23 protein-coding genes are annotated in these 25,705 nt (G+C 37.6%); 6 read left to right on the top strand and 17 right to left on the bottom strand.

Translation table 11 applies throughout. The features are described 5' to 3' along the window. Positions 1 to 111: 111 nt before the first annotated feature. Together F564_RS0106730 and F564_RS19875 are read right to left on the bottom strand one after the other, a co-directional pair. Entirely contained in the window at positions 112 to 1,140 is a 1,029-nt protein-coding gene (locus tag F564_RS0106730) for a GDP-mannose 4,6-dehydratase (RefSeq protein ID WP_028121948.1), read from the bottom strand. 85 nt (positions 1,141 to 1,225) lie between these two features. Continuing rightward, positions 1,226 to 2,035, bottom strand: coding sequence for a T9SS type A sorting domain-containing protein (locus tag F564_RS19875; RefSeq protein ID WP_051259589.1), 810 nt, complete (start codon positions 2,033 to 2,035; stop codon positions 1,226 to 1,228). A gap of 119 nt (positions 2,036 to 2,154) precedes the next feature. Between F564_RS19875 and F564_RS0106720 the strand changes: the two genes are divergently transcribed. The 3 genes from F564_RS0106720 to F564_RS19870 are packed head-to-tail and all read left to right on the top strand — an operon-like array spanning position 2,155 to position 6,840. Beyond that, positions 2,155 to 2,946 carry a DUF2797 domain-containing protein gene (locus F564_RS0106720; RefSeq protein ID WP_028121946.1) on the top strand — a complete coding sequence of 264 codons (792 nt, stop codon included), beginning with the start codon at positions 2,155 to 2,157 and terminating at the stop codon, positions 2,944 to 2,946. A 9-nt stretch (positions 2,947 to 2,955) separates the two neighbouring features. Next, positions 2,956 to 4,827 (top strand): WG repeat-containing protein, encoded by a 1,872-nt coding sequence (locus F564_RS0106715; protein WP_028121945.1) that lies wholly within the window; start codon positions 2,956 to 2,958, stop codon positions 4,825 to 4,827. Between the two features lie 3 nt (positions 4,828 to 4,830). Then, positions 4,831 to 6,840, top strand: coding sequence for an AsmA family protein (locus F564_RS19870; RefSeq protein WP_028121944.1), 2,010 nt, complete (start codon positions 4,831 to 4,833; stop codon positions 6,838 to 6,840). Positions 6,841 to 6,896: 56 nt separating this feature from the next. Here the strand turns inward: F564_RS19870 and F564_RS0106705 are convergent, their stop codons facing one another. The 4 genes from F564_RS0106705 to F564_RS18850 all read right to left on the bottom strand — a co-directional run bounded on the left by F564_RS0106705 (position 6,897) and on the right by F564_RS18850 (position 8,693). Continuing rightward, positions 6,897 to 7,241: a hypothetical protein gene (locus F564_RS0106705; protein ID WP_028121943.1), complete on the bottom strand. Its 345-nt coding sequence runs from the start codon at positions 7,239 to 7,241 to the stop codon at positions 6,897 to 6,899. 136 nt (positions 7,242 to 7,377) lie between these two features. Next, on the bottom strand, positions 7,378 to 7,641 hold the full coding sequence (locus F564_RS0106695; RefSeq protein WP_028121942.1) for a hypothetical protein: 264 nt from the start codon (positions 7,639 to 7,641) through the stop codon (positions 7,378 to 7,380). A gap of 102 nt (positions 7,642 to 7,743) precedes the next feature. Further along, positions 7,744 to 8,358, bottom strand: coding sequence for a hypothetical protein (locus F564_RS0106690; RefSeq protein WP_028121941.1), 615 nt, complete (start codon positions 8,356 to 8,358; stop codon positions 7,744 to 7,746). Next, positions 8,355 to 8,693, bottom strand: coding sequence for a hypothetical protein (locus F564_RS18850; protein WP_034980984.1), 339 nt, complete (start codon positions 8,691 to 8,693; stop codon positions 8,355 to 8,357). Before F564_RS18850 ends, F564_RS0106690 begins: the two co-directional genes overlap by 4 nt. A 160-nt stretch (positions 8,694 to 8,853) precedes the next feature. Here F564_RS18850 and mfd point away from each other — a divergent pair, with 160 nt between their 5' ends. From mfd to pth, 3 genes are all read left to right on the top strand, one after another. Then, positions 8,854 to 12,204 (top strand): transcription-repair coupling factor, encoded by a 3,351-nt coding sequence (gene mfd, locus F564_RS0106680; protein ID WP_028121940.1) that lies wholly within the window; start codon positions 8,854 to 8,856, stop codon positions 12,202 to 12,204. A 240-nt stretch (positions 12,205 to 12,444) separates the two neighbouring features. After that, positions 12,445 to 13,323 carry a hypothetical protein gene (locus tag F564_RS0106670; protein WP_154656819.1) on the top strand — a complete coding sequence of 293 codons (879 nt, stop codon included), beginning with the start codon at positions 12,445 to 12,447 and terminating at the stop codon, positions 13,321 to 13,323. Between the two features lie 14 nt (positions 13,324 to 13,337). Next, the gene (gene pth / locus F564_RS0106665; protein ID WP_028121938.1) at positions 13,338 to 13,901 is read left to right on the top strand and encodes an aminoacyl-tRNA hydrolase; all 564 of its coding nucleotides are present in this window, start codon (positions 13,338 to 13,340) and stop codon (positions 13,899 to 13,901) included. Between the two features lie 10 nt (positions 13,902 to 13,911). Here pth and F564_RS0106660 read toward each other — a convergent pair whose 3' ends face one another. From F564_RS0106660 to F564_RS0106610, 11 genes are all read right to left on the bottom strand, one after another. Beyond that, positions 13,912 to 14,742, bottom strand: coding sequence for a T9SS type A sorting domain-containing protein (locus F564_RS0106660; RefSeq protein WP_084406783.1), 831 nt, complete (start codon positions 14,740 to 14,742; stop codon positions 13,912 to 13,914). Between the two features lie 213 nt (positions 14,743 to 14,955). Then, on the bottom strand, positions 14,956 to 15,591 hold the full coding sequence (locus F564_RS0106655; RefSeq protein ID WP_028121936.1) for a carbonic anhydrase family protein: 636 nt from the start codon (positions 15,589 to 15,591) through the stop codon (positions 14,956 to 14,958). A 48-nt stretch (positions 15,592 to 15,639) separates the two neighbouring features. Next, positions 15,640 to 17,235: a SulP family inorganic anion transporter gene (locus tag F564_RS0106650; RefSeq protein ID WP_028121935.1), complete on the bottom strand. Its 1,596-nt coding sequence runs from the start codon at positions 17,233 to 17,235 to the stop codon at positions 15,640 to 15,642. A 142-nt stretch (positions 17,236 to 17,377) separates the two neighbouring features. Further along, the gene (locus tag F564_RS0106645; protein WP_028121934.1) at positions 17,378 to 17,671 is read right to left on the bottom strand and encodes a hypothetical protein; all 294 of its coding nucleotides are present in this window, start codon (positions 17,669 to 17,671) and stop codon (positions 17,378 to 17,380) included. Positions 17,672 to 17,678: 7 nt separating this feature from the next. Then, entirely contained in the window at positions 17,679 to 18,356 is a 678-nt protein-coding gene (locus tag F564_RS0106640) for a carbonic anhydrase (protein WP_028121933.1), read from the bottom strand. Between the two features lie 329 nt (positions 18,357 to 18,685). Next, entirely contained in the window at positions 18,686 to 19,237 is a 552-nt protein-coding gene (locus tag F564_RS0106635; RefSeq protein WP_028121932.1) for a serine acetyltransferase, read from the bottom strand. Positions 19,238 to 19,347: 110 nt separating this feature from the next. Next, positions 19,348 to 20,496, bottom strand: coding sequence for a glycosyltransferase (locus F564_RS0106630; RefSeq protein ID WP_028121931.1), 1,149 nt, complete (start codon positions 20,494 to 20,496; stop codon positions 19,348 to 19,350). After that, entirely contained in the window at positions 20,497 to 21,447 is a 951-nt protein-coding gene (locus F564_RS0106625) for a 3-oxoacyl-ACP synthase III family protein (RefSeq protein ID WP_028121930.1), read from the bottom strand. It lies immediately after the preceding gene. A gap of 408 nt (positions 21,448 to 21,855) precedes the next feature. After that, positions 21,856 to 22,782 (bottom strand): glycosyltransferase family A protein, encoded by a 927-nt coding sequence (locus F564_RS0106620; RefSeq protein WP_028121929.1) that lies wholly within the window; start codon positions 22,780 to 22,782, stop codon positions 21,856 to 21,858. Next, entirely contained in the window at positions 22,782 to 23,933 is a 1,152-nt protein-coding gene (locus F564_RS0106615) for a glycosyltransferase (protein WP_034980980.1), read from the bottom strand. The genes F564_RS0106620 and F564_RS0106615 overlap by 1 nt, the downstream gene beginning before the upstream one ends. A 250-nt stretch (positions 23,934 to 24,183) precedes the next feature. Continuing rightward, positions 24,184 to 25,326, bottom strand: coding sequence for a glycosyltransferase (locus F564_RS0106610; protein ID WP_034980977.1), 1,143 nt, complete (start codon positions 25,324 to 25,326; stop codon positions 24,184 to 24,186). Positions 25,327 to 25,705 lie beyond the last annotated feature (379 nt).

The raw sequence follows: 25,705 nt of genomic DNA, 5'->3' as shown, positions 1-25,705 counted from the left end.
TTTTGCAAAAGTAAAAAATTAGGTGATACTTTATATACTTTTCTGCTGGTTTTCAACAATATTTAAAAATTATTTTATTTAATATTTAAATCTCGTTGTCATTCTAGCGTATTACTGCGGATTTCCCAAAAACCATTCCACAAATTTTTTTATGCCATTTTGGAAGTTTGTGTTTGGCGAGTAGCCTATCAAAGTCTTTGCTTTGGTGATGTCAGCATTTGTTTTTTGTACATCTCCTGGTTGCATTGGTAGTTTGTTCCTGATCGCTTTCTTGCCAATCGCTGTTTCCAGGATTGATAGCATTTCATTCAGTGTGACCACTTCGCTTTCTCCAAGATTGATGATCTCGTAAACGTTCTCGTTGGTCTCAAGATGTTTGATCGATTTTAAGATTCCATCAATGATATCATCGATGAAAGTGTAATCTCTAGCTGTAGAACCATCGCCGTAGAAAGGGATTTCCTTGTTTTCTGAAATCAGTTTTGTGAATTTGTGAATGGCCAGGTCAGGTCTCTGTCTCGGACCATAAACGGTGAAAAACCTCAGTTGGATCATATCGATATGGTGAAGACTGTGGTAAACATGACCGATGATTTCGCCGCATTTTTTGGTCGCCGCATAAGGCGAGATTGGCTGGTCCACATTATCTGTTTCTGAAAAGGGGATTTTTTCATTATTTCCATAAACGCTTGATGATGAAGCACAAACAAATTTTTTGATTCCGAATTCTTTACACAACTCCCAAAGGTTTTGAGTGCCGCGGATATTGACTTCTTCATACTCCAAAGGCCTTTCAATAGACGGGCGAACGCCTGCCAGAGCTGCGAGATGAATCACAAGATCTATGTGGTGGGTTTTAAAAATATGTTCCAAACCTTTCTTATCCCGAATGTCTTGGCGAAAAAGCTGATAATAATCTGATTTTGTTTCAGTTGAAAGTTTTAGAATATCGCTTTCTTTATCAGTGAAAGTAAATTCAGGCTTTGAACCTGAAGATTCTAAAGTGTTTTGGATTTTTAATTTGTAATCATAAAAATCGTCGAAATTGTCAATATTAATGACAGAATGTCCATTTTTCAAAAGTTGTTCTACGAGATGAGAACCTATAAATCCGCTGCCGCCTGTAACAAGATAAATCATAACATCAATTGTGTTGCGAAGATAAGAATTAAACAAAAAAAAGAATCCCTTAATTGTGAGATTCTTTTAGTATTAATGGTTAATATTACTTAATGATAAATTTCTTGGATTCTACAATTCCATTTTCTTCTACATTGATGATGTAAGTTCCTTTGGACAGTTGTGAAACGTTAAGTTCTTTTTCGGTACTTCTGCTGATGACCAATCTTGCGGAAGAATCGTAAACCGTTATCTTTTTACTTTTGTTACTGTCAGAACTAATACAGATGACGCCGTTGGTTACTACAGTTGGATAGATTTTAAAATGATCTTTTCTGATATTGTTTACAGCCAAAGTTGATGTTCCTGTCAATTTAACATCATCTATTCTGAAGCCTACATTAGAATCTAAAGGGTTTGTAAATTTTATTCTAAGATTGAAAGTGGCAGGTATTGCTCCAGCAGCATTGATCATTAGCCAGTTGGATGTTCCGCTGCCAGTTGGTCTTGTGTAAGATAATGTAGTCCAGTTGGTACCGTCTGCACTTACTTCCACTTTTAACTCATTGCTTCCCGCGTTGGTTCCTTTTTGATGACCAAAAGAAAGAGCCAGATTTGTAAAATCCGTGGTGTTGATTCCACTAATGACCAGTGTTTTCGCAGGTGTACCCGAAGCTGTGGTGAAGGCTCCCAAAAACACACATCCGGCTGCGCTTGCACCAGCATAGTCAGACGGTGTGGATGTTCTTACATCTGCCGTTCCGGAATAAATGATGGGAGAACTGTTTTGATAACCAGTGTAAGCTGTTAAAAGTGTTGTAGCAGCAGGTGTGCCAAAATTTTCTGAATAGATCGTCGTCTGACAATAAACTAAATTTGTTACTAATAATGTAAGTAATGCGTAAATTTTTTTCATAAAAAACTGTTTTTAATGGGTGATAAATATATGATTTAAAATTAAATCAACAAATATAATTTCATTTAAAATTAATTAATAATCCCTACTTTTAATCCAAATTTCAAATCCAAATCAAAATGCAATTCTCCGGACAAATCCTGAAAATGATCTCTCAGAATGGACAACCCATCCAGTATTACCTCAACCTCAATGGTGATCTCATCAATATGAATCAACTATTAGGGAAAGAACTTCACATCAAACATATCGGCTACGAATGTGTGAACTGTGGAAATGATGAGAAGATCTACCGGATGGGCTTCTGCAAAAAATGCTTCTTCGAAAGTCCTTATGCCAGCGACACGATCATCCGTCCAGAGCTGTCCACCGCGCATCTTGGCGTTGCAGAAAGAGATCTGGAGGTGGAGAAAGCCATCCAACTTGTTCCACATATCGTGTATTTGGCTTACACAGGCGATGTAAAAGTGGGTGTGACCAGAGAAACCCAGATCCCAACCAGATGGATAGATCAGGGTGCAACTTTTGCTTTACCAATTGCGATTACAGAAAACCGATACGAAGCCGGAATGATAGAGTTGGAACTCAAAAAACACGTTGCAGACAAGACCAATCCCAAAAAAATGCTTTTGGATGACTATGAAGATGCGCTGGATCTCGTGGATTTCCGAAATAAAATTGCGGACTATTTTCCCAACGATTTCAAGAGGTTTGCAGTGAGCGATGACCATATCATCAAACTCGATTTTCCTTACGAAAAACCCGAAAAGATCAATGTTTTCACCTTGGACAAAAAACCGGAATTCAGTGGTATTTTGAAGGGGATCAAAGGGCAATATCTTGCTTTTGAAGGCGATGATTTCATCAATGTCCGTGGGCACGAGGGTTATGTGGTGGAGTTGACGGTTTAAAACGTAAGTATGAAAAACGGATTGCTTTTTCTCGTTATCATTCTATTTTCTTGTTCCGGCCATTCTCAGAATTTTGATATTAATGATATCGGATATAAAAGATATGATTCTGTAACTACTTGGTATTTAATTCAATCAAAAGCAACTCAGAAATGGGGATTTATTGATAAAGAAAATGAAGTAAAAATTCCTGTTGATTACGATGACCTTTCTCCTTTTAGAAAAACAAAAATCTCTTATGCTCTTAAAGGTAGTAAATATGGATTTATTAACACTGAAGATAAAATAGTTGTTCCATTTCAATTTGAGTTCAGTAAGGAGAATAGGAGAATTTATACTTTCGGACTGATGGCAGTCAAAAAAGATAACAAATTTGGTTTTATTGATGAATCGGGAACAGTTGTTATTCCAATTATTTACAATCAGGTTGAATATTTCACTCAAAATAATCTTAGTTCTGTTGAAAAAAACGGGAGATCAGGATTTATCAATAAAAGTGGAAAAGAAATCATCCCAATTATCTACGATGATGCTCGCTCTGAACAATTGGATGATATCGTAATTGTCAAACAAAAAAATAAATGGGCTTTCTTTAATAACCAAGGAAAACAGCTGTCAGATTTTGTTTTTGACGAGGTTTTCAGAACTGACCATTATGATTTTTCTAAAGATATTTTTGACAGAAGCCAATCAACTTATTTTAAAAATGGTGCAGCTTTAGTAAAAAAAGGAAAGAATTATGAGTTCCTTAATGAAAAAATAGAACCTGCTTTCCCCAATCATAAATTCGATTCTGCGACTGTTTTTGACACTTATCAGAATGCAATAGTCAAAAGAAACGGAAAATATGGAATGATAAAGGCAAGTGGAGATTTGAAAGTGCCATTACAATATGATTTTATCGAACCTTATGACAGCAACCACGGCAATTTTTCTGAATATTTCAACGCGCGGAAAGGGAAAATCTATTCCATATTTAATAAAGATCTTAAGAAAATTGGAGAATCTCTGGAGCCGATTTATAATCATTTCCGAACCAATCATCCTACCATTTCTTTTAAAAATTTGGAAGGGAAATATGGCGTTGTCGATAGAAATGGAAACGTAAAAATTCCTTTTATATATGATGAAGAACTCCGCTTTGAAGTAGAAAATTATGCTGTTGCCGCAAAAAATAATGAAGTTGGACTTATTGATTCCAAAAACAAAATTTTAATTCCTTTTGAGAAACAGTTTATTTATGAAGTTTTTGACAGATTTGATGAAAAACCGAGAGAATCTCCAAACTATTTTATTGTGGATAATGACAAAGCTTCAAAGATTGTTGATATTAATAATAAAACAATCATCAGCGGTTATGAATCTATTCGTCCGCTTTTCTACGACCATTCCAAATTTTTAGTTAAAAAAAATAAAAAGCTCGGCGTCATTGATTTTAATAACAAAATTCTTTCCCCGATTATCTATGATGAATTTTCCGATTGGGTAGAATATGGTCCTGAAAATAGACATATCGTGAAACTCGGCTCGAGATCTGGAATGTTGGAAGAAAAAACTTTCAAAGTTAAAATTCCTTTGATTTATGATTTCGTTTTTATCTCTCGCCTTGTGGTTTTTGTGGGAAAAAATGAAAAATACGGAATCATAGATTTGAATAACAAAATCCTTTGTCCACTGATTTATGATGAGTTAAAACCAGATTTTGGTTATGGCTCAGGTTTTGGAGATGATAAAATCTATGCGAGAAAAGGGAAGGCATATTTTGAAATTGATGTTAATGGAAAAATATTAAAATCTGTGCCTAAATCTGAATTTCTAAAGACAACAAAATTGCAAAGAATCGAATTGCCAGAACCGCCTCCACCACCGAAAATAAAATAATTGATGAAAAAAACTTTAAAAGTTACCGGAATCGTTGTTGGAAGTATCTTGCTTCTCATCCTGATCGTGAATGTCGGATTCACACTTTGGCTCAAGTATCAGCTTCCGGATTACATCAAAAACAAAACACCGTACGCCATCACTTACAAAACTTTGAATGTTGAGATTCTCAGCGGAAGTATTTCTGCCGAAGATATTTTAATCAAATCTAAAAATCCAGGTGACAAAAATGTGCTGGCAATTGATGGATTTGTGGACGGTTTGAATGTCAGCAGATTAGGAATGATTGATTTAATTCAAAATAAACAGATCAATACCAATTCTATTACGTTGACCAATCCCAGGCTCAAAATTGCATTGGCCAATCCGAAAACGGTAGATTCTGTAAAGAATAAAATGCCTTTTCTTATCAGGAATATCAATATTACACAAGGAAATATCGAAATTATAAAACCGGACAACTCCAAAGTTTTTGCGGCGAAAAACCTGAATCTGGAAATCAAAAACTTGAGCCTGAATGATGATCCCGACGGTTTGCCTTTTGCGCTGGACAGTTATAAGATCACCACACAAGATTTTTTCGTCAGAATTAGCGATGTTTACACGATCAACTCATCTGATGTGAAAACCAATGACGGACAATTGCAAATCAATGATTTTGAGCTAAAATCGATTCTTGATTTTAAAGATTGGGAAAAGAATTTCACAAAACAAAAAAGTCTTTATCACATCAGAAGCAAAAAAGTAGCTTTCTCCAATCTGATCTTTGATAAAACAAAAGTGAATCTGAAAAATGCACAGTTCCTAGATCCCGAATTTGTGATTCAGAACCGAGATCAGAACATTATCAAATCAAAAAATTCTAACAAAAAACAAATTGATCTCAGTTTTGCGAATATTGATATCAAAAATGGAAAGCTGGACATCCTGAGAGCCAACGGCGAAAAATCTCTATCACTGGCAAGTTTTGATGCCAATGTGAAAGATGTCGTCATGGATGAGGAAACTTCGAAGAACAAATTGCCGTTCACTTTTAAGGATTATAAAATAACAGGGAATACCTTTTTTTACGACACAGGAAAGTATTATCAGATGACTTTGTCTAGCTTGGTTGTTGTGCCGCAATCTCTTGATTTTAAAAGTTTTAAGATGATTCCGAAAATGTCACGCGCCGAGTTTGTGAGAACGATTCCGATGGAAGATGACCAGTTTAATATTTCGGCCAGCAAAATTCATCTTTCTGGCATCGATTGGACTTTTGAAAAAGAATTGGACCTGCACGTGACGTCTGCGAAACTGGATAAGGTGGACGCTAATATTTTCCGCAGCAAGATCCCGAAAGACAATCCGAAAGAGAAGTTACTTTATTCCAAAGTTCTGCGAAATATAAAATTCCCCTTAGTGATTGATAATCTCAGTCTTGTGGACTCGAAGTTGGTGTATGAAGAAGATAAGCCGGATGCCAACGGACCTGGAAAAGTAGTTTTCACACATTTTAATATGAATGTCAAAAACCTCAATTCGAACAAAAAGAAAGGCGTAGATACAAAAGTTCCCATCAAGATCAATTGCCAATTTATGGACACGTCGCCTATGCTGGTGAATTGGAACTTCGATACCGCTGATCTGCGGGACAATTTTACCATTGGAGGCTACATCCATCATTTGCCGGCTGTTGATATCACGCCGTTTATCAAACCATATATGAACATCACTGCGACCGGCACGATTACAAGTCTCAACTATCATTTCAAAGGAAACAATGATATCATGAATGGCAAATTCAAAATCACACACCAAGATCTAAAAGTGAGTCTTCTGGACAAAGACACCAAAAAGAAAAAGAAATTCCTCTCCGGCATTGCGAATCTTTTGGTAAAAAAAGATTCGCAGAAATTCCCGGAATCTGTTGATATCTATGTGGAAAGAAATAAGGAAAGATCATTCTTCAATTTCTACTGGAAAGGTATAGAAGATGGCCTCAAAAAGACCTTATTGATCATCAAGATTTAAGACAAAAATAAAACCTTCTCGCGGATGAGAAGGTTTGTTGTCATGTCGATTGAAATTTAAAAATCGTATTCTTCTTTTTGTTCGTCCTCTTCTATTTTCTTTAGAAATTCGTCAAATTCTGGACCTTCATAATTGCTGTTGGCGCCATAAGAATCTATGATCATTGCTTTGTTACCGTAAATATCCTGCAACAGATATAGGGCCACATTGTCTCCAGGATCACTCGCTCCTTCGAATCTGTAGGTTCGGATGATTTTCAGGTCTTCCGGTTGGTAGATGATTCCTTCATCTCGCAGCACAAATTGCTTATCTTCATTCATGAGGATTTCTTTTGTAACTCCTTGTTGACGTAGCTTCTCCATCACCTGGGAAAGTGTAAGCATTGGTTTTGGCTGATCCATAATGGTATTTTTTTTAAAGATGACAGTCATCAATCAAATCACGAACCAAAAAAGACTTTACAAAATTTGCAAAGCCTTAAAAAAAATAAAAGTTATGAAAAATTAAATTATCTTTCCCTTCACAGAGCGAGATAAATTACTTGTTAGCCTTGTAGCGCTTATCGGGCGTTCCGTCCTTTTTCAGGGTTTTTGCGGCTTTGTATCTTTTGTCTGGTGTTCCGTCTTTTTTCATTTTCACATCAGGTGTGTTGGCCACTTTTGCAGCTTTGGCTTCTACCGTTTTTGCGCTTTTTTCAGTTTTTGCAACCTGCTTTTTTGCCACAGTCGCAGCTGGTGTTGTTTGAGCTGTTGCCATGCCTACTCCGAATGTCAGGAGTAATGTTGTCAGTAAATTTTTCATGTCGGTGTTGTTTAGTTGAACAAATTTATAGTAATAATTGATTAAAAATGAGAATTACAGAACTTTAACCAGAAATTATAATAACTTAAAATCTCCTTAAAATTAAAAATTAAATCGGTAAGCCAGACTGATATTAAGCAAAATGGCTTGGGAGTAATATCTTTCGATATCCGGATTTTGATTGCCAATCCGGGCGTTGTAGAAATTCAGTTTACCGCCCAATACAATTTCCTGAACGCCTTCTGCATCCAGGACATAGATGGCTTTTGCACCCAAGTTGATTCCGCCATTGCCTTCAGAAAAATCACCGGAATTATCCAGAAAGGGGCTTTTCAGCCTGTACGTGCTGTAACCTACAACTTCCTCTACGAAGAATTGTTCCGTAATCTGATCTTTATGAAAAAGATACCAGTCAAAATTATTCATAGAAGGTGCTCCCAGGTAGCCAAACAGTTCAGGTCGTTTTAGATTCGCAAGGAAATAAGTATACTCTACACCAAGACCAAAATTCTTATATAGATTCGTATTAAGTCCTATCCCAAATCCATAGAAATAAGCCATCGCATCGTGCAGAAAATTGTGACCGAGTGACGTCATGACCTTGACGTGTGGATCTACGGAAAACTTCACATGTTCTATCCAGCTTTGTTTTCGCCGCTGCGCAGAAACGGCAACAGAAAACAGAATGGTGAAAAATAAAATAGATTTTTTTATCATTTCAAGATGATGTCATTAAAGATGATATAAGTCACACCATCCGGAATCTCAATGCTGAGCGAGTCTGCAGAGATTTTGCAACCGGGCGTTTCCGTAGAAAACGATTTTATTTTGAAATTTTTCAGCTGTAGTTTGTATGCACCTTCTTCATAAGGTCCTGCCAAAACAAAAGTGCCGCTTTCTTTAGGAAAAGTTTCTGCAAGGATTTTTTTATCATTAACAAGATGAATGGGATCTTGCAAAAATTTCCCATCAGAATAAGAAAATTTCCCTTCCACGTAAGCACGGAAAATCTGTGCGTCGTCATCCTTGCATTGTGTGAAAAGAGTTGACATCAGACAGAAATAGCATAATATTTTGAATGAAAATTTCAATTTGGCATTTAATTAATGAATGTAAAATTAAAACTAATTTTTCTTAAAAATAGTATCTTTGCAAAGAATTACGATTCCGGGAACTAGCCCGGAATCGTTTTCTTGTTGACATCTATTAGCTATGGAATTAAAAAAAATCAATGAAAATCTGCTTCCGGACTTGCTTCAGAAAGAATTCGGGAAGGAGATTTTTGTACAGTTAGACAGCGGTCAGCATATTTCTGTCAAAGGAAGTGCAGGTTCTTCGGTTTCAGTTTTTACCGCAGAATTGTTTCTGGCTCACAAAAACAATATTCTTTTCATTACAGATGACAAGGAAGATGCGCTCTACGTGAACTCGGAAATGGAAGATCTAATTGGCAAAGAAAATGTGCTTTATTTTCCGGCGACACATCTGGAACCTTATCAGGTCGAGAAAACGCAGAATGCCAATTTGGTTTTAAGGACGGAGGTCATTAATAAAATAAATTCTGGCAAATCTCCGAAAGTCATTGTGGCTTACGTCGGCGCGTTGTCCGAAAAAGTCTTGAAGAAAGAGGACTTCAAAGCAATTTCTCATCAGATCAAAGTGGGCGACCAATTGGATTTTGATTTTGTGGATGAGTTGCTCAACCATTACCAGTTCAACCAGACCGATTTTGTTTCCGAGCCGGGAGAATTCTCTGTGCGTGGTGGGATTGTGGATGTTTTTTCTTTCTCTAATGAAAAACCTTTTCGGATCACATTTTTCGGGAATGAGGTAGAAAGTATCAAAACTTTTGATATAGAATCTCAGCTTTCTTTGGATAAAATCACTGAATTTCAGCTGGTTTCCAATATGAATTTTTCAGTTTCCGGAAATAAGGTTTCTTTTTTCGAATTGCTTTCTGATGACAGTATGGTGGTTTCGAAAAACCTGTTTCTTGGTGTCAAAAAGGTCAAGAATTTCTATGAGAAATCATTTGAAAAGTTCGACTCTTTAAGCAAAGACATCAAACACAGAACGCCAGAAGAACTTTTCATTTCAGAATTTGAATTCCAGAACAAATTGATCAAATTCAAAACCATCGATTTCAGTTCACAAACATTTGAACTTCCGAAGATCAAAACCGTAGAACTCAACCAAACGCAACAGCCGACTTTTCACAAGAATTTTGAATTGCTGATTGCTGACCTCGAGGAAAAACAAATTCTCGGTTTTGATACTTGGATCTCTTTCTCATCTGAAAAACAACGTGAAAGATTACAATCGATTTTCGAAGAATTAGGGCATCAGATTCCCTTTAAAAGTTTCAAATCCGAACTTCATCAGGGTTTTGTAGATCTGGATCATAAAATTTTGGTTTATACTGATCACCAGATCTTTGATCGTTATCAGCGTTATAAATCAAAAGACACATTTGCCAAATCCGAACAGCTGACTTTAAAGGATTTGATGTCTTTGAAAATCGGAGATTACATTGCACATATCGATCATGGGATTGGGAAATTTATGGGATTGGTAAAGGTGAATAACGACGGGAAAATTCAGGAATGTTTCAAGCTGACCTACAAAAACGGTGATTTGCTTTATGTGAGCATCCATTCCCTTCACAAGATTTCAAAATACAATGGACCAGATGGGAAAGAGATCGTCCTCAGCAAACTCGGTTCGCCTGCCTGGAAATCCCTGAAACAGAAAACAAAAGCGAGAGTCAAGCAGATCGCGTTTGACTTAATCAAACTTTATGCGCAACGGAAAACCGCAAAAGGATTTCAATATTCACCGGATTCCTACCTTCAAAATGAGCTGGAAGCCAGTTTTCTTTACGAGGATACGCCGGATCAGGAAAAAGCGACCTTCGATGTGAAGCGTGATATGGAAGATGAGGGTGTGATGGACCGTTTGATCTGTGGCGACGTAGGCTTTGGTAAAACGGAAATTGCGATTCGGGCGGCCTTCAAAGCAGCAACGGATAGCAAACAAGTTGCGATCCTCGTTCCTACTACAATCTTGGCTTTCCAACATTACAGAAGTTTTAAGGAAAGACTCAAGGATTTCCCGGTCAATATTTCTTACCTCAACAGATTCCGAACAGCGAAACAGAAATCTGAAACCTTAGCAGGTCTTAAAGATGGAAAAATCGACATTGTCATCGGGACGCATCAATTGGCTTCGGAGAAAGTGAAATTCAAGAATTTGGGTTTATTGATTATCGATGAGGAACATAAATTCGGCGTTTCTGTAAAAGATAAACTGAAGACGATGAAAACGAACGTCGATACCCTTACATTGACGGCAACACCCATTCCTAGGACTTTACAGTTTTCATTAATGGCTGCACGAGATCTCTCGGTCATCAAAACACCACCGCCAAATCGTCAGCCCGTTGATACTAGTATTATTGGTTTCAGTGAAGAAGTGATCCGTGATGCGGTTTCTTATGAACTTCAGCGGGACGGACAGGTTTATTTCATCAATAACAGGATTGAAAACCTGAAAGATATTGCGGGTCTGATTCAAAGATTGGTTCCGGATGCGAAAGTAGTGATAGGCCACGGACAGATGGAAGGCAAGCAATTGGAGCAAAACGTCCTCGATTTTATGGATGGGAAATATGACGTTCTGGTCGCTACAACCATCATAGAAAGTGGCGTTGACGTACCGAATGCGAATACCATTTTCATCAATGACGCTCACAGATTTGGAATGGCAGATGTCCATCAGATGCGTGGGCGAGTAGGGCGAAGCAACCGAAAAGCGTTTTGTTATCTCATCACGCCGCCTTTTGATATGATGACTTCCGATGCGAGAAAACGTTTGGAAGCCATAGAGCAATTTTCTGATCTTGGAAGTGGTTTCCAGATTGCGATGAAGGATCTTGAAATTCGTGGTGCAGGCGATTTGCTTGGTGCGGAACAAAGTGGTTTCATTAATGAAATGGGATTTGAAACGTATCAGAAAATGATGCAGGAAGCGCTGGAAGAGTTGAAAGATGATGAGGATTTTGAAGATCTTTTTGAAAATGAGGAAGACCGTCAAAAATTATTCAAATCCACAAAAGAAGTGAATATTGATACAGATCTGGAGTTGATGTTGCCGGATCATTACGTGAGTTCTACGGAGGAGAGATTGTCTTTGTACCAGAAATTGGCGGAAATTAATCAAGCTGTAGATCTTGCGAAATTTGAAAATGAGCTGACTGACCGTTTTGGAGAATTACCGGATGAAGCGATCAATCTACTGAAATCTGTGGAGCTGAAATGGCTGGCTGCGGAAATTGGATTCGATAAGTTGGTTGTGAAAAACAAAGTGTTCCTCGGTTATTTCCCAACGAATCCTCAGGACAAATTCTATCAAAGTGACAAATTCAAAAAAATAATCGCTTACCTTACACAAAATCCGAAGGAAGCCACGTTAAAAGAAAAGAACAACCAGCTGATGATGCGGAAAGACCACGTGACAAATGTGGATGAAGTGAATCTGGTTTTGAATAGGATTTTGAATCATTAATGAAACAATTTAAATTTAATAAAGACAGATTGATCCTATTGTTATTGGTCGCAACAGTTTTTTTTGTGATGCTCAAATCCTGAAATACCACGACGTTAAGGAAAGGACTTTTTTGAAGATGCTGATCATGCAATTCGTGTTTCTGTGAGGTTTTTGATTGTAATTGAGTGGTTTACAGTCAAAAATTTGAATTCAAAAATTTATTTTAAAAAGCTAACTTTGCAAATAGAAAATCAAACCATGAAAAATACATTATATTATTGGTCTCTCATCTTCGGTGTTTTTATGCTCTCTGCGTGTGTTCCAAATCAGGATGCCAACGGCGATTTTCTCGTAGGCGTGGATTATGGCAGTAATCCCAATACAGATGGCGGAAACAACGCTGTCGTGAAAAATGTTCAGAAAGTCACAACCGTGGATATGGACGGAGAAAGAATAGTGGCAACCTATCGTTACACAAGCAATAAAATCACCAGCGTAACTTCTGATAACAATTCTTTTAAATATACAGTACTGTACAGCGGGAACGACATCAGTAAGATGGATTATGAATCTGTAGATGAGTTGTCTGGAGACAAAACCGTCAATAGTCAAACGCTGACTTACACCTCGGGAAAGCTCACTTCTTCTAAGGGTGTCAATAAGGTGAATGGTGCAGTGGTTTATAACTCCGCCACCACGTATCATTACAGTGGTGACAAAATCAAAAATATCATCACGAAAGTCAAAGACGAGAGCAATACCACAGAACTGTTTACCATCCAGACAGATTACACTTGCAGCGGTAGTAATGTTTCTGTCATGAAGTATACACTCTCATTGTCTTCCAGTGGACCTGTTACGATGGATCCTGTTGAGATCACCGCAGCATTTAGCAATTATGATGCGAAGAAAAACCCACTGAATAATTTGCCACTGGCTTTCAAATTGGTAAGTTCTCATTTTGATCTTGAAAATAATGTGGTTTCCGGATTATCTCTTAACAATGCTGTCACAACGAAGGTGACAACCAATCTGCAGTCTGTTACTTCAACATTGAAATACACCTACGATGCAGATGCTTATCCCGTACTAGGAACCTCGGCCAATGGAACTGTTGCGTTTGAATACGTCAAATAATTTTAAAAAAAATAATGAAATATCTAATTGTCGGTATTGGCAACAAAGGGGAAGAATATGCGGAAACGCGGCACAACATTGGCTTTAAAGTGGCTGAGAAAGTGGCTGAAAAAATAGAAGCACCTTTCAAATCTTCAAATTTCGGACTAATGGCAGAAGGAAAATACAAAGGCAGAAAAGTTTTTGTTCTAAAGCCGGATACGTATGTGAATCTTTCCGGAAACGCGGTAAAATTCTGGATGCAGAAAGAAAATATTCCTCTCGAAAATGTTTTGGTCGTTACAGATGATCTTGCTTTGCCTTTCGGTTCTTTGAGAATGAAAATGAAAGGAAGTCACGGTGGTCACAACGGGCTTAGAAATATAGAAGCAGTTCTCAATACCAATCTTTACACAAGACTCCGTTTTGGTATTGCTGCCGAGTTCAAAGAAGGGCAACAGGTGGATTATGTTCTGGGACAATGGAATGAGGCAGAAAAAGAAAAACTTTCCGAAAGGATCGAAAAGTTTTCCCAGGCTGCGCTATCTTTTGTATTTGCCGGCATTCAGAATACAATGACGGGTTTCAACGGGAAGTAGCATCTTCAGGCTATTCTTTTATAAATTTGTTGACGTATGAAGCATTGTCCGTCGTTATTTTCATATAATACATACCGGATTTCAAGCCTTCGATATCTACTTCGTGATCATGTAATCTGACCTCGCACTTCCTGCCGGATCCATCTATCACTTCTACGTTTTTTACGGTTTCGTTTTTTAAATCAATTTTAATGAAACGCTTTGCAGGATTGGGAAAAATTACCGTTTTATTTTTATAAACCACATCATTGACAGACATTGTAAAATTGTAATTGACGATGTCATCTACCACCAAAGCATTTTGATTCTGACTGTTGTAGTGTCTTAGGTATAATTTCATTTCGCTTCCAATATAACTCCAATTCCAGTTTTCAACAAGAACTGATTTGGATGCCGTTCCGGAACTTAAAGTTTCAAAATATACCGGTGTTTCATTTCCGGTAAAAATCTCTGTGGCAGGTAAAAGATACAGCGCATATGTCTCTGCGAATTTCACTGGATCAGAAGCTGATATTCTAAATGAAATACCCAGTAACGCACTGGTGTTTTTGATCCTGGGTGACTCATATATAAATGGTGGCGAAACCAAAACATTATTCGGGTTTAGCGACTGATTGGTTACGCGGTCACGCGAATCAGAAACGTACACGTATCCGCTGAATCCCAAATCCATAGTCCAGTTTTGTGACGGCGTAAGCTTCCACGTCTTGCCATCACCGTCTAAATCTAATGTGGACCAACGAGGTGAATTGATTTCTGTCTCAAAGTTTTCATTAAGACCATAGTTTTGAGCAGATGCCATTCCAAATAATAAAATGCAAAGAGGTAAAAGTTTTTTCATTGTTTTTTTTTTCAAATATAATCATAAAAAGTGGCTTTGTTTGCGATACATGTAATCAAAATGTATTATTGATGATGACAGATGGTTTTTATTATGATTTTCTTGTGATGATATCTTTTTTTACGATGACTGGTTTGTATGGGAAATAAGTAAGCCGGATAACCTAAATTACCCGGCCTACAAACCTAATTAATTGTATAAAGAAAAATATTTTTATATCCAGGTCACCACGCCAGTTTCCACGTCATAGTTTGCGCCTACGATTTTGATCTTGCCTTCGTCTTCCATTTTTTTAAGGGTAGAACTCTGGCTTCTGATTTCATGAATCGCATTTCTGACATTACTCCGATTCAGTCTTTCCAACAGGTCTTCGTTTTTAGAAGAACGCTCTTCGCCATCTGTGATGATGTCCTTGATGATGTGATCGAAATGGCCAATCAGGTGATTCAGATTATCCATCCCCATACCTTCTATTTTATCTGCATCCAGACCGCCTTTCAAAGCGCCACATTTGGTATGTCCTAGAACGACAACCAGTTTGGAACCTGCCACATTACAACCAAATTCCATCGAACCAAGAATGTCCTGATTTACAAAATTACCAGCTATTCTGATGCTAAAAACATCTCCCAAACCTTGATCGAAGATCAACTCGGCAGAGGTACGGCTGTCTATACAGCTCAAAACTACAGCAAACGGCCATTGTCCTTCACGCGTATCATTGACCTGAGACAAAAGATCTCTGTTAGCTTTGAGATTGTTCACAAATCGTTGGTTTCCTTCTTTCAGGATATCAAGCGCTTTGTCAGGTGTTATGGTCGTTTGTGTTTCGAATGTATGTGCTTTCATATGATTTTTAAATTTATTAATGTGTTAATTATTAAGGCTTTGAAATGATTACATTGCCCTTTTGTGATTGATGATCACGTGCGAATTTTCATCACTCGCATAATCTCTGTAAGACGTTTTGAAGCCCAAGAGTTCCACTTCTATGTCTTCTTCTTTTGCCCTTACATTGGCAAAATCCTGGATCATCTCCAGAACGTCGGTCGTGATGTAAGAGGTTGTTTTTGCATCTATGATGATTTTGGAGCCTGATTTTACGTTTTTCAAGGTTTTTTTGATGGCTGCTTTATTCAGGAAGGAAACCTCTTCTGCGAGCTTTATTGTGATCTCGTCTGCATCATCCAAGGTTGCTTTGCTCAGGTAATAAGCACGTTTCATATTGCCCTGAAGAATGTAAAATACCGAGATCAGCAATCCTATTCCCACACCTTTCAAAAGATCTGTAAAAACGACCGCCAAAACCGTTGCTAAAAAAGGAATAAACTGGTATTTACCATTGTGCCAAAAGTGTTTGAACGTTGCTGGTTTTGCGAGTTTGTATCCTACTAATATCAGAACTGCAGCCAAAGTTGCTAATGGTATTAGATTTAATATAAAAGGAATAGATAAGACGCAGATCAACAGCAAAACGCCGTGGATAATGGCAGAAAGTTTGGACGTCGCACCAGCATTGGCGTTGGCAGAACTTCTTACCACCACAGACGTCATTGGCAATCCACCGATAAATGAGCTGATGAGGTTTCCAATTCCCTGTGCTTTCAGTTCCAGATTGGTATCTGTGATTCTTCGTTTCACATCCAGTCTGTCTGACGCTTCTATACAAAGCAAGGTCTCTATAGATGCTACAATGGCAATGGTGGCGCCGGCGATCCAGACTTTAGGATTCGTAAATCCATTGAAATCTGGGAACGTGATCAGGTTTTTAAAATCGTCCAGTGATGACGGCGTTGGTAAAGTTACCAGGTGTTTGTCAGAAATGGTAAGCGAACTTCCTGTCATTTTAAAAAATTCATTGACCAAGATCCCTGCTATAACCGCCACCAGTGCGCCTGGTAATAACTTCAGTCTTTTGAGAACAGGAATGTGATCCCAAGCTAATAAAATAGCTACAGAAACCAAAGTGACAATAATAGCTCCCGGCTGGATGGCTCCAAATAATTCTTTAAAATATCCGAAATTAAGACCTTTGTCAAAAATAGACTCGTGGCCTTCATAATCGCTGTCAAAGCCTAATGCGTGTGGAATCTGTTTCAGAATAATGATGATTCCGATCCCGGCAAGCATCCCTTCGATCACGTTATTAGGGAAATAGTTGGAAATACTTCCTGCCCGGACAAATCCTAAAATTAATTGTAAAATTCCCGCAATGATTCCGGCACAAAGAAACAATTCGAAGGCACCAAGATCGGTAATGGCCACGAGAACGATAGCCGTCAAACCAGCTGCCGGACCAGAAACAGAAATGTTGGAATTACTGATACAGCCTACGACGATCCCGCCGACAATCCCGGCAATGATCCCGGACAAGGGCGGTGCTCCTGAGGCTAACGCGATTCCAAGACAGAGTGGCAATGCCACAAGAAATACGACAAGACCGGAAGGAAAATTCTCTTTGATCCCTCCAATCAAAGATTTTGATTTTTGCATAATAATAGAGCAGAAGTCACTGGTAAAGACTACCAATTATTCCAAAAAAAATGTTGATTGACTTAATTTAATACAGAATATAGCCTGCTGTTAAATGATTACAGCAAACAAGAATAACGTTTATAGAAAAACGAAAGATAAATTAAGCCTCTGGAGGTGGCGAGAATATACTGAGATAAGGGGAAAAATAGATATTCGTTTCCCAAATTGATGTTATGCTTTTTTCGGGAACAGCTTCGTGAAATTTCAGAAAATCATGAATGTCCAAAGTTTTTGGAATGGTCTTTTCGTAAAGGACAAAAGTATTGGCGTGGGTTTCCTCCTCATTCACTATAACATTAGTTCTCGGTATTTCCCAACCGAGCATTGCGGCTATCCCGGGAAGAACCGTAAAGTTGAGAAAAATCGCTAAAATTATAATACTCCAGTATTTCATAAAAGTGTTAGATGAGGTTTTTGTTGTTCTTCTTGCTCATCACCCAATCAGAATCTGTCAGGTTATAGATCTTTTGGATGTCTTTCAGAATCTTCTCAAAATCGATTTCCAGATCTATAATTTTCCCTGTTCTGAGATCAAATACCCAACCGTGAACGATAGGATATTCGTCTAAAATATAACGCTCCTGCACGCAGGCCATTTTGATCACATTGATGCATTGCTCCTGAACATTCAGTTCCACAAGGCGGTCGTATTTTTTGTCTTCGTCTACAGAGTCCAGTTCTTCCTGATGAAGTCTGTAAACGTCCCGGATTGTTCTCAGCCAAGGATTCATTAATCCAAGATCCTGCGACGTCATTGCCGCTTTTACACCGCCACAGTTGTAATGGCCGCAGACAATGATATGTTTCACTTTCAGATGTTCCACTGCGTACTGGATCACGGCTGTAGAACTCATATCCAGAGTATTTACCACATTGGCAATATTTCTGTGTACAAACACTTCGCCTGGTCCTACGCCCATCAGTTCTTCTGCCGTTGCGCGGCTGTCGGAACATCCTATGTAGAGGTAATCCGGATGCTGTGTTTTAGCAAGATCGTGGAAATAATTCGGATTGTCCGCCAATTTCCCTTCGACCCATCTTTTATTGTTTTCGAAAATACCTTCGTAAGAATTTGCCATCACAATAAAGTTTGCTGATTAATAATTATTTGATTCCGAATGGCTATTTTTAAAAACTAATAGACCAAATCAATAACAACACAAAAATATACTTTAAAAATTTAAAATGCCAAGTTTTTAACAAAGTTTAATATTGAAGCCCCCAATCTTTCACGGTGAAAATTAGGAATGACCGATATTAAAGACAAAATCTGACTCTCGTACAGCTAACTTAGAATAACAATTATCTGAAGCAGTCTTACATTTCCCTCGCCTAAATATCTTAATACTGGAACCGATAGCGCGGATTTGCAATCCGTGCTTTAATCAATTTGCAATCCGTGCTTTAATCAAACTTTATTATTAATATAGCCCTCAGTTGCATTCAGTTTTGAAGTAATAACCGCAGGATTTCCCAAAGCAATAGAATTGTCCGGAACATCCGTATTCACATAAGCGTTCGGAGCGATGAGGACATTATTTCCAATGGTAATGTTGCCTACAATCACGGCATTTGGACCTATCCAGACTTCGTTTCCGATGACAGGAACACCTTCGTTTTTTCCACGGTTGGCCTGAGCAATGGTGACGCCTTGCGCAATGTTGCAGTTTTTCCCAATCTTGGCTTTCGGATTGATGACCAGAGCGCCCCAATGACCCAGGTAGAAACCTTCGCCGATCTGGGTTTCCGCATAGATCTGGAAGCCGTATTTGATCTGGTAATGGCGTAGGATTAATCTGTAAAATTTGCCTGTCAATGATGATTTTGGATGTTTCTGAGCATTCCGGAACCAATAGATATAATGCAGATTGGGACTGAAACATTTTTTCAACATTTGAAAATGTGACAGGTATTTTCCGCTTTCTCTGTAAAAATCTTTTTGAAGAATGCTGTGAGCCATTTGGTAAAATTAGGAATTTGTAATGATTTAATCTGTGACAAATTTAACTGTAAAAGTCACCTTCAGAATAATTTTAATCTAACATCTAAATTCTAATATCTAATCTCTTGCTAAAGATGATCAATGATTTCCATAATCTTATCGACAGAATTTTTCAGGTTGAAAGGCATCTCGTAATGCTCAAGATTGTCCTGATAGGCTTTGAAATGTTCTGGATTGGTCAAAGCCTGTTTCATCCCCTCATAAATTCCTTCCTCAGAATTTTCTGTAATCAGGCCCAGTTTTCCGTTTTTCAACATTTCTGTGACGCCCGAAACATCGGTTGCGATGATGTTCTTTTTCAAAGTGATGGCTTCAAACAGAACCGTCGGGAAACCTTCGTATCTGGAACTTAGAATATAAAAATCAGCCGCTTTGAAATACGGATAAGGATTGTCTGTAAAACCAAGCATGGTGGCGGTTTTATCAAGTTTCAAGTCTGATTTCAGCTTCCTGACGTTTTCGAAGTCATAGCCGTCGCCCACGATCAGAACTTTGTGCTGGAAACCTTCTTCCAGCAATCGTTTGTGGACTTTCAGTAAGCGGTCAAATCCCTTCTGAGGAAAAACGGTTCCCACAGAAATGAAAGTCGGAATCGCTTTATCGAATGTGTAACTGAGAACAGGATTTTCAGATTTTGTAAAGATTTCATTAGTATCCAGCGGATTGTAAATTCTTACAATTCGCTGTTTCTCAGTTTCATTTTTTGCCAAATCCAAGAATGTCTGCTGAATTTTTTCAGAGATCACCATGACCTTATCATAGAGAAAAAAATGTCTGATCTTCTCAGGTGTGTAGCCGCTGACTTGCGTGAGATCATTGTGGATCCACATCAGTTTTTTCGAGGATTTCAGAGGGCTATTGAGAACTTCATCCTTAAAACCATGAATGGCAGCGAACTCTATGTCGTAAACTTTGTTTTTGAGTTTTCTTTTATAAAGGATTTTTGGGTATTTTTTTAAAAGACGTTGATAAACAACGCGGTATATTTTTGTTGGAATATCTTTTGGGCGATTGGTCGTGATCATTTCGCCACGGTTGAGGTACATCACATTCACCCAGTGCGGAACATCTGTCAGATATTTTCCGGAATAGAGATTCAGTAAAAGATCGATCTCATATTTGTCCTTAGGCAGGTTTTTGAGAAAAGTGACCAGCACTTTTTCTGCGCCGCCGTGGCGCAGAGAACCGATTCTGATAAGGATTTTCTTCTTCAAGATTTAAAATTCTAAAATCCCAGCACCCCAAGAGTAGCCAACACCGAAACCTGCAACCATCACTTTGAAACCTTCTTTTATTTTACCTTGATTTAAAGCTAATTTTAGTGCGATTGGGATGCTTGCGGAGACCGTATTTCCAATATCTTTCATATCCAAAAAGAACTTTTCATCAGGAATATTGCACAAATTTTTTAGATAATTCAACATATAAGAACTCGCCTGGTGAAAGACAAAAAGATCGATATCCTCCAGCCTAAGTTTGTTTTTCTCAAGCGTTTCACTGATTAATGCCGGAATGTTTTCTAATGCAAAAGTGAAAATTTTTGGCCCTTTCATAAAAAGAACCGGTTTTTCCGCTGTATTTCTGGCAGCGCCATTTTCTACAATCAGGTTATTGTAACCAGCACCATCTGTTCCTACAACATACTGGAAGTCGGCTTTGGAATCGTCTTTTTCTATAACCGTAACAGCTGCTCCGTCGCCGAAGATGCTTCTATTGGATTTGTCATTTTTATCCAAAAACTTGGTGTAAGTATCAGACGTCACCAATAAAATATTTTTAGCTAAACCAATAGAAATCAGTCCTTTTGCAAGGGTTAATCCGTATACGAATCCAGAACAGCCAAGGTTGAAATCCAAAGCGCCAATGTTTTTTTGAAGTCCCAATCTATCTTGCAATATGCAAGCAGTCGTCGGCAGAAAATAGTCCGGACTCTGTGTACAGAAAAGGATGAAGTCTATCTTGCTCCTGTCGTAATTCTCAAAAAGCTTTTCGCATGCTTCAACTGCCAGATCGAGCGCAGTTTGTGAATCATCTACAAAATGTCTGGATTCTACACCTATTTTTGATTTGATTTTTTCTGCATCCCACTCCGGGAATTCGTTAGCGATGTCTTCGTTGGTTAATATATTTTTGGGCAGATAATACTCTATTGCTGCAATGTTGATCATATGAGCTTGGGGTAAATTTCTGCAAAGATAAGCATCTTATAAAGAATGTTATGTATAGAATGCTATGGTTGTGATTTTTTTATGAAAAAACAATGGTTGACAGATGCATGGACTTTTGCGGTGTGCTATTGATTCTTTGGTAAATAAATGTCAAATCACTACGCTTTTTATCTGTTTTCTACTATAATTTAGATTTATTGTGGTTCTTCTTACGACAATCTTCAAATCAGATGGTAATTTAAAAGTAGTAAATAATGTGATTAAGTAAGATCTGAAATCGATTGTGAATAAAAAAGATTAAACCATATTTTTTTTAAAATCGGGTTTAGTTTGATGCGTCGAAAGATATAACTGTCTGGTTGTGCATCTTGTTTTGAAAATAAACTTTACTGTTTGTAAAGTTTACATTCATTTTAGATCGTTCAATAGATAATCAAAAATTTTAATTTTATAAAGTGGGTAAAAAAAGGACACCAGTATTTTTATTAGGATTGAATCTAATTCTTTGATAATTTGATTCAATGGTCTTTTATCCATACTAGAAAATTTCAAATATCCGCCGATATTACGAATTAAAGTTTTTGGATTGGTGAAGAGCTTTTTGTGATAGGTATTAAGAAAAGCTTTGTAATTTTCTGCCAAACCGAAAGCGTTTTTTTTATTATAGAATTGATTGGCAAGAGAAAACTCGTCATTCAAATCGCGGAAATATATTCTAGTCACTTTGTTGATGCAATAATGAAAACCAAGTTGATCAAACTGAAATTGAAAAACCCCCTCCGGAATAAAACCTTTTCCTGCGAGGTTGGTCAGGTTAAGTTTCATTTTTCTGTATATTTCCGTTTTGCCCATTCCCCACTTGTCACCTTTCACCTTAAATTGGTAACGCATATCAAAAATACTGGAGATTAAGGGGTCTTTTGGGAAACGGTCGCCCACCAAATTCCCGAATTGGTCTTCGCAAAGTGAGCAAACAAAAACAATATTTTGATGATCAGGAATACTTTGCCAAGTTTTCACCAAAATTTCGATCGAATCTGATATTAGAGCATCATCTGAGTCCAAAGGACAAAAATATTGGCCTTCCGCCAAATCAATTCCACTGAAGAAGGTTAAGAATTTATGTTGATTCTCGTGATGATAATATCGGATTTTGAACTCAGAATTCTTCTGGAATTCTTCGACTAATTCTTTCGTATGATCGGTAGAGCCGTCATCTATAACAAGCCATTCGAAGTCTTTGTACGTTTGCTTTTGAAGAGATTCAAAAACCCGGGGCAAGGTGTGAGCGCGGTTATAGGTGGGTGTGAGAATAGTGACTGTTGGTTTGCTCATTATTTGGTTTGATGTTGGTTAACGAAAATAGCAGTGACGTCGTCATATATTTTCTGATTGTCAAATTTCTCAAGCCCTTTTGCCATCTTCGCTTTTATGTCCGAAACGATTTCCGTATTGGTAAGGAAGAGTTTCATTCCTTCGTATATTGATTTTTCATCAGGATTTACGAGATATCCATCAATGTTATGATCAATCATTTCTGGTATTCCACCAACATTTGTGCAGATGATCGGAATATTAAGCCCCATCACTTCGCCAATCGTCAGAGGATAAGATTCTGACTCCGAAGGTAGAACGAAATAATCAGAATTTTTGATGTAAGGATATGGATTGATTTGAGAATCCAACAGTAAAAATGTTTTTTCTACATCGAGTTCTTTCGCTTGGTTTTTCAAATTATCCATTTCGCCACCGCCCCCAATAACGGCGATGGAATGAGGAAATCCTTCATCCAGAAGTCTTTTGTGTATTTTCATCAGCGTGTGGTAATTTTTCCGGCTATGCAATCTTCCCATGGAAGAGAAAACGGGATGAAGATCATATTTAACCGAAAATTGCTCCCCTTTTACTTTAACGTCAGCAATTTTAATAGCATTATAAATCACAGAACTTTTAGGATAGGTTATGTTGTAGAGATCTTCGATCACCTGTCGGGTCTGCCTCGAGCCGAAAATCGTCCAGTCAAATTTTTTCAGTGCGTTAATCCGATACATTACTCTTTCATGGTCGTTGTCGTAACTTACATCGGTGTGAAACCAGCCAATCTTTTTCGATTTGATAGGACTGTCCAAAACTGGATCAAAATCCCCGTATCCTAGCGCAACTTCTATGTCAAAATGTTGATTGATATAATGTTTGTAAAGCGCTTTTGGAAATTGGCGATAAAACCAGAGCGTGAAAGCTCTTTTTAGTAACTGAAAATTTCTGAAAAGCGCATATTTGCTCATATCTTCCCGACCTTTTTGCATCGAGATGAGACGAATGTCTGCAGGAATCTTGGTTCTTAATTCGCCTTGATAGATGGTGAGTAATAGTGTCATGTCAAAAATATCTCTCGGGAGATTTTCTAAAAGATCCAGAAGTACTTTTTCTACACCACCCATTTCCATAGACCTGTGTCGGAAAAGAACTTTTATTTTTGAATTCATTGATGTGCTTTTCTGATTAAAATACAAATGTATGACTGTTTGTTGTAAAATTTGTATTTTAGAACTTCAAAAAAATAAATGGTTGGTAAAATAGCAGAAATCAGTTCGACCTTTTTCGCTTAACACAAACGGCCAGACCTTGATCCAGAATTGCGGCGTAAGAATTAGAAAAAGACCGTAAAAAGCTGGACGCTTTTATCAAGAAGAATCAGCCGTATCAATTCAAAAAGGCAAAAAGAATCAGATAGAATTAGTTTTCGATGATCTTTGTGACGTCGTCGAAGATCTTCTGATTGTCGAATTGCTTTTCCGAATCTTTGAGGTTTTCTTTGATTGTTTCGATCAATGGCGAATTGGTCAAAAATTCTTTCATCGCCTCTTTTATCTTTTGAGAATCATAGCTTACCAAATAACCGTTTCGCCCGTGCGTGATCATCTCTGGGATTCCGCCTACATCTGTTGCGATGATAGGTATCTGGAGGATTAGTGTTTCTGCAATGATCAGTGGCCAGCCTTCGGTTTGTGATGGCATTACGTAAAAATCGGCATTTTTCACATAAGGATAGGGGTTCATTTTGGTTCCTAATAGTTTAAAGCTGTCCTGCACGCCAGAGTTCTTGATTTGATTTTCAAGATTTGATTTTTCTTCGCCATCACCAATGACAATGATCTGATGTATAAAGCCTTCATCCATAAGCATTTTGTGTGCTTCTACCAACTTTTGGAAGCCTTTTCTGTAATGTAATCTTGCAACAGAAACAAAAGTCGGGATCTTGTCGTACTCTACGGGGAATTCTTTTGCTTTTACTTTTAGCGCTTCTATTGGAATTGCATTGAGAATGACACTTTCACTTTTAATCCTCACATCAGGAAACGTTTGGTGCAGGACATCGTGGGATTGCTGAGAACCGTATATGACGTGGTCAAAACTTTGTAGGTTTCTCAGTATTTCGGGAAGTATGACTTTTAGTCCGGGATGTGTGATGTCAGAGTGGAGCCAGCCTATTTTTTTAGAATTTTTGTTGGGACTTCTAATCACAGAATTGTAATCCCCATAGGTAGATGCAATCTCTACGTCAAATTTTTGATTCAAATAGATTTTATCTAATAGTGCGGGAAATGTTTTTAGGAATTTAATTTTCAAACCACGTAGGACCAATTGGATTTTATGGATCAAAGGATTTTTGGAAAAATCTTCCTTTCCTCTGTTTATTTTCACATAGTGCACGTGTGAAGGAACTTTGTTTCTCAACTCGCCTTGGTGTAAACTGACAAGGTAAGTGATGTCAAATTTGTCTCTGTCAAGATGCTCTAATAAGCTCAAGATCACCTTTTCTACGCCGCCCATTTCCATGGATCTGTGTCGGAAGAGAACTTTAATTTTCTGGTTCATTTCTGCTTTTTTATGACCTGTAAAAATAAGATTTTTAGATGCTCAAAAGAAACGGGATCAGCGCTATGACTGTTTTTTTTTCCGGCTTATAGTTTGCACACAAATGATTTCTTAAAAAATCATTTAGAGCCTGTTTAAAAATTAAATTAGAAAAATTTGTAAGGAGTGGATCTGTAAAAAAATAATTTAAAAAATTGATTGTCAGTTGTTTATGTAGATTATTTTTCGTAACTTGTTGGTAACTAATCAATTAAGCTACGGTGAAAAATTACTCTACAAACATTTCTGACAATCAATGGCAATTTATAAAAAAGACTTTAAACTTCAATAACAGAAAACGAAAATATGATTTAAGAACCATTTGGGATGCCATTATGTA

Origin of the sequence: Epilithonimonas tenax DSM 16811 (assembly GCF_000428485.1) — a bacterium.
In the GTDB taxonomy this organism is placed as follows: domain Bacteria; phylum Bacteroidota; class Bacteroidia; order Flavobacteriales; family Weeksellaceae; genus Epilithonimonas; species Epilithonimonas tenax.
The sequence above is the reverse complement of the archived record's forward strand: the minus strand, read 5'-3'. Positions and strand labels throughout refer to the sequence as shown.